This window comes from Microcoleus sp. M2_D5, from assembly GCF_036701935.1.
Taxonomy (GTDB): Bacteria; Cyanobacteriota; Cyanobacteriia; order Cyanobacteriales; family Microcoleaceae; genus Microcoleus.
The window spans coordinates 39,484-45,483 of sequence record NZ_JAUBRP010000052.1; the positions used below are offsets into that span (position 1 = coordinate 39,484).

Annotated in this window: 4 protein-coding genes; 1 reads left to right on the top strand and 3 read right to left on the bottom strand. The window is 41.5% G+C overall.

All coding sequences use genetic code 11. The features are described from left to right. Nucleotides 1-307: 307 nt before the first annotated feature. Nucleotides 308-2,122, top strand: coding sequence for a GmrSD restriction endonuclease domain-containing protein (locus QUA50_RS20385; protein ID WP_333266328.1), 1,815 nt, complete (start codon nt 308-310; stop codon nt 2,120-2,122). 81 nt (nt 2,123-2,203) lie between these two features. Here QUA50_RS20385 and QUA50_RS20390 read toward each other — a convergent pair whose 3' ends face one another. The 3 genes from QUA50_RS20390 to QUA50_RS20400 all read right to left on the bottom strand — a co-directional run bounded on the left by QUA50_RS20390 (nt 2,204) and on the right by QUA50_RS20400 (nt 5,270). Continuing rightward, complete coding sequence (locus tag QUA50_RS20390) at nt 2,204-2,608, bottom strand: transcriptional regulator (protein ID WP_333260178.1); 405 nt, start codon at nt 2,606-2,608, stop codon at nt 2,204-2,206. Continuing rightward, the gene (locus tag QUA50_RS20395; protein WP_333260176.1) at nt 2,592-2,891 is read right to left on the bottom strand and encodes a type II toxin-antitoxin system HigB family toxin; all 300 of its coding nucleotides are present in this window, start codon (nt 2,889-2,891) and stop codon (nt 2,592-2,594) included. Before QUA50_RS20395 ends, QUA50_RS20390 begins: the two co-directional genes overlap by 17 nt. A gap of 165 nt (nt 2,892-3,056) precedes the next feature. Continuing rightward, the gene (locus QUA50_RS20400; protein WP_333266330.1) at nt 3,057-5,270 is read right to left on the bottom strand and encodes an ATP-binding protein; all 2,214 of its coding nucleotides are present in this window, start codon (nt 5,268-5,270) and stop codon (nt 3,057-3,059) included. Nucleotides 5,271-6,000: the final 730 nt, after the last annotated feature.

Here is a 6,000-nt window from a genome sequence, read left to right on the forward strand (position 1 = left end):
GCGATCGCTTGTTCGTTTTTATAGGAGGGATGAGCGGTGCGATCGCTATCTGGACGATTGCTTTGAGCGTGGAAATGAAATTAATGTTAATTTTTTCAGCTTCTTGCTGAAATTGTGATCTCTACTAAGCGTCAATTTGTGCCTTATCTGATGAGTCCGCTGTAATGCTTGCACAAATAAGAAAATAGCTAACCCTATTATGAGGTGTGTGATATCATACTTGTATGAGAGAAACAGAGCTAGCGTCTAACTATTAGCTCCATGGCTGAAATTAGAGTTAAATATTCATAGTTAAAACAGAGATATTATGAGCATTACTCCAAAAGGTATAAGTGTATTAGAGTTGTACCGACTTTATAGAACAAAAAAGTTAATCGTCAACCGTAGATATCAACGCAAGCTTGTATGGACAAAAGCGGAAAAGGCTTGTCTCATAGAGAGTTTATTACTGAATTATCCAATTCCATTGATTTTACTTGGAGAATTCAAAAGTAGTGAAGGAGAAGATATATATGAAATAATTGATGGAATGCAAAGACTTAATGCAATATTCAGTTTTATTGAAAATCAGTTTACCGTTCACGAAAAATATTTTGATTTAACTAAACATCCCTTTGCCAATCAGTTATGTCAGGAAGGTGTATTTAAACCTACATATCCTGAAAACAAGCCACCAAGTTTTTTGGATTCTGATGAGTGTGCTAAGTTTTTAGAATATTCCCTAGCGGTCACAATTTATAGAGCAAATTCGATTACAGAAATTGAAGATATCTTTAACAGAATTAACTCCAATGGTAAACATTTATCAGCTCAAGAAGTAAGACAAGCAGGAGTGACAACAGAATTTTCAGGATTAGTGAGACAACTTGCTTCTGAAATTCGTGGTGATGTCTCCAAAGAAGAACTGCCACTCACAGATATGCCCGAAATTAGTATTGATGCTAAATCCATCGATCTAGGCTATGGAGTGCTTGCGGAAGATACATTTTGGTGTCGTCAAGGGGTTTTACGTGTTTCTGGTTTACGGGACAGCGAAGATGAGCAGCTAATAGCAGACATAATACTTTCTGTAGCATTGGGAAAGCCTTTTGCAGCTAGTAAAGAAAACTTCGACTCTTACTATGGAAAAGGCGAAGATAATAAGTTAGATGAAATCCAACTAGGAATTGCTAGATATGGATCAGACAATCTGAAACTAGATATTAAAACGGTTCTATCCCATATCAAAAATGCAATTAAAGCCTCAGCAGTCGATAACGAAAAAAATTTTTTAAGAAATATATTGAGCCGTCGTCCAGGAGTAGGAAATCCAGTAAAAGAACCTTTTTATACGTTGTTTATGACTTTTTACGATCTTATTATAAAAAACTCACAAGAGCCATTTGACTATGAGCAAATTTTTAAGGCTGTATCGGGCTTGATTGACAAGATTAAAATGAGTCCAACTACCACAACAGCAAATAGAACTCAGAACCTAAATCTTACTAAAGGCTTGGTGCAAAATTATTTTAAACCATCAAATAGTTCGACTCGTAGTAGTGGGTCATATGCTGTAGATTTTGAAGTTTACTTGAGACGCTCAAAAACTGAGGCTCCTAATTATGATTTTAAACAAGGGCTTTATAGTTTAGACGAAAAGAAGAGAAAATTTGATGATGAAAATTTTGATAAAATTCTCCAAAATATTGCTGCAATGGCAAATTTAGGCAAAGGACAGAAAGGGTACATATTTATCGGCGTGTCTGACAAAGAAAAAGATACTCAACGCATTGAAAGTTTAGACAATATTGTAGCCCCTCGGTTTTACTCATTTGGTATCGTGGGTTTAGAGAGAGAAGCATCTCTTAAAGGAACTGACATTGATGATTACGGTCTTTTCATTACTAGAAAAATTCGTGATTCAAAATTACCTGAATGGTTAAAAACAGCGGTTAATACAAAGGTAACTCCCATCACATATATGGATCGCACAGTATTAATGATTGAGGTAAGGGCTGGTGATCAGCCAGTATGGTATGGAGATAAGCTGTATATCCGTGATGGACATGAAAAGAAATCGCAAGATGTACCGCAAGAAGTAGCTGGTGAGCAGATAGCAGCAGTTTACAATCTCTTCAAGTAAATAGACGCGATCGCCCCCACCCTCATCAAATCAATCCACTTGGATGCGATCGCCCTCCGAGACATTACAGAGTGCGATCGCTCAATTGAACAAAAACAACCCCGGATCGACGTGAAAAAACCTCCCCAAAGCCTCAGCTTGTTTCTTGCTGATTTCTAGCCGATCGTTAATTACCTCAACTACCGCCTCACTCGAACCCATAATTTCTACTAAATCCTCTGCTTCTAGACTCCGAGCATCCATCAAATGCAGCAGCCTTGACTTTGGCGTTGATGTATTAAGTTGATAGTGCCGCTCTTCAAAATCCTCAATCAGTTTTACCAGCAGTTCCAACAGCGCATCTTCTTCTGGAGTCAGATTTGGACGAGAGAGTAATCCTTCAACAATCTCCAAAAATATCTCGTTTTCCTCTTCAGTTTTGATAATTCGAGGCTGATATTGAGAGAGCAAGCTACTGTAAATTTTTAGATCAAAAGTAACAGTCATTTTTCCAGGTTTCCTTATCATACTCGGCATGAGTGAAAACGTATTTTATATAAATAATTTGCTTCTCATAGTTAATACTCGCGATTAAGCGATATTTATTTCCTTTGATATTAAAAACTGTAAAATTTCCAACTGCTTCAGCTTTGAGATAAACAGCTTGAACTTCAACAAGATTAGTCCAGGCTGCTTTACTGGCAATTTTATACCAGTCATCGAGCGCTTCGCAGGAATCAGCGTGACTTTGGCAGTAGTCTCTTAATTTTTTCCGACTGATAACGTGCATTTAGCTATCATTATGATATTTTCTAGATGTCTGAATCGCGTCATCATCTATTATATAGCGCGTCTAAATCATTTTAAGCAAATTTTTATTGGCACTTTGATGGACAAGCTTTTCTCATCCCGCGCCAGCTAAGAGTTACTTTGACAAGCTTTGTATAAATGCTGTTTAAGTGAGAAAAGAACGGACAGTAGCGATCGTCAAATTCAAATCCAGCGGTTTGCTCAAATAACCAGAAGCGCCAGCTTCCAAACATCGCTCACTGTCACCGGGCATCGCCATCGCCGTCACCGCAATCATCGGTACCGACTCCCAGACAGGATCTGCTTTAACTCGGCGCATCAACTCAAAGCCGTCAACATCCGGCAACTGAATGTCCATCAAAATCAAATCCGGCAGCAACTCCGGGGCTGCAGAGGCGGCGAGAATACGATCGGCCATTGCCGAACCATTCGCGAGTATCTCTACCCCGTACCCCTCCAATTCCATCACCTCAGAAATTAACATTTGGTTATAAGGCTGGTCTTCGACAACCAAAATCCGTTTGCTGCCAATTGGTAAAGCAATCGCAGAAGCAGGGACTAACTTGGAATTCAAAGCACAAGAAGCAAAGTTTCCCAACTGTTGACGCATCTCCGTCAAAGGCAGCCAAACGCGGAAAAGACTTCCCCGATCGCAAACAGATTGAAAAGAAACAGTTCCCCCGTGCAATTCTGCCAAACGCTTAGTCAAAGCCAAACCCAAACCTGTACCTTCGTGCCTCCGAGTCAAGGAAGAATCCACCTGTTGAAAAGGTCGAAATAGCAAGTGCCAGCGGTCTTGAGGAATGCCGATGCCGGAGTCTTCTACCTCAAAACAAAAATAAGGAGTGCTGGCATTTACAGGAGAACAATCCGGTCGGTAGTCGCCGTCTATTTCGCTGCCGTAGGCCAGACGCCCGCTGAGTTTAACTTGTCCCTGTTCGGGGGTAAATTTGATGGCATTGGAAAGTAAATTAATCACAATTTGTCGCACTCGCCTTTCGTCGAGCCAAACTTTAGTAATACGGTAGTCTAGTTCTAAAGACAAACCGATTCGCTTTTTGTCAGCCCGCGGCTGCATCATTTTCATACAGTCTGTCGCCAGTTCTTGAACGCGAACAGGCTGTAAGTTTAGTTCTACTTTCCCGGCTTCAATTTTAGAAAGATCGAGAATATCGTTGATTAACTGCAACAAGTGCTGGCCGCTTTTTTCGATAAGTTCTACATAGTTGATTTGTCGATCGCTCAACTGTCCTGCCGTTTGCCGCAGCAGCAAGTCTGAAAAGCCTAGAATGCTGTTGAGAGGCGTCCGCAATTCGTGGGACATCGAGGCTAAAAACTCGGATTTCAACTGAGAAGAATACTCTAATTCTTCATTAACTTGGCGCAGGTGCTCTTGTGTCTGAGCCCGCTCGATCGCCGCTCCCAGAGTCCGGCAAGCAGCCTCGAGCACTTCTTGGTTGAGGGCGGTTTGCAGTTTTTTGACGTTGCGGGACTCCAGCGTCAGTACGCCAATAATGGTACCGTCGGTGGCTGCGATCGGAAAAATACCCAGTTGTCCGATTCCCGGATGCCGAAATTCCGGCACGGCATTGGGATGTTGGGCATAATCCTCTACGAACAAAGGTTTACCAGTTTTCACCACTTCCCACAGCAAACCGATGCCGTAGGGAATGCCTTTGTCGAGCAATTCTTGCATTGCTGCGGCAACTGGTTCCCCGTAAGTAGCCAAAAATTGACTAGAAACTTGGTTGGAAATCGCCGCCGCTTGTCGATCGTTTCCCTTGCCGCTAATCACCTTGACATCTCCGAAAGCTGCATTCATTGCCCCTACCAGATAGGTGAGGGCAAACTTACCTATTTCTTGCAAACTGTGAGAGTTTTGCAGGCGTTCGGTTAAACCCAAAAGAAATCTCAGCCGCCTGACTTCTGCGTTCAAGCTAGCTTGGGAGTTTTGGTATACCGTAACGTCTCGAAAGGTAAACAGCCGTCCGCCGCTGTTGGTAATCGTGGCGCACACCTCCAAACAAACCGCATTGGATTGCTCGAAATAAAATGATAAACTTTCATCCTGAGATTTTTCGAGTGCTTGCTGAAACTCTTGCCACTGCTGAAGGGACAAGTAACCCCGATCGACAATTTCCGCAAACAGCAAGTGGCACTTCGGCTTTGTTTCCAGCCATTCTGGGGACAGTTCCCAGATTCCCGCCAATTTTTTGTTAAACAAAACTAAGCAATCAGACGAGTCGAACAGAGCGATCGCATTGTCTACTTGATTGAGAATCAGTTCTTGGTCTGCCCTCAACTGGTGCAAGTCTCTCTCCATTTTCTCTGTGTGTGTAGCTCTTAGTTTCGTTGTCATAACTTTCTAGGGATATGGCAAGAGTTATTGTATAACCCCTTACTTAATCTGACATAACTTTACGTTTTTTGGCAGTGAGGGCGATCGATCTGCCTTGTGATCTGAGACACTTGCTAGTTTCGGAGGGCGATCGGAGCCACATTTGAACTGCGCCGGCTGCATTGCTTAATCATGAGGCAATAAGGAGGGAAAGCATGATTACAGAAGCAGAATTTTTTAATAATAATGCTGTCGAAGTTGATGGCATCTGACTTGAAAATATTGTGTCCAACCCTCTGCTAAATTAACCCATAATAAAAACTAATTCCGGTGATAAGAAATAAACATATAGCAATCATAAATCATTTATGAATTTTTTACGGACTCCCAGCGGGTTCGGGGAGGGTTGGGGTGGGGTAAAAAAATTACGACTTTTGCAAGAATTGCTATATGTCAAAATGCAATCATGACTTTACCCTTAAATTTTATTAGCAATAACTTGATTATTTGGATTAACTGGTCAAGCAAGTGTTGGATTCAAAAACATTGGCATAAGGCTCGCTCTAAGCACCAGGAGAAAGTGATAAGCTGTTGCGCGTTTAAATTGCATATTCTGGACTGGCTCGCGTGCCCCTCCCACAATAATTTGAGTAATTTTTGACACACAATTTAAATGCAGGGTAAACGCATCTTAACTGGAACCCAAAATATGCTACAGTTAAATCCGACTAAATTTCAATGTAGTTTGTTG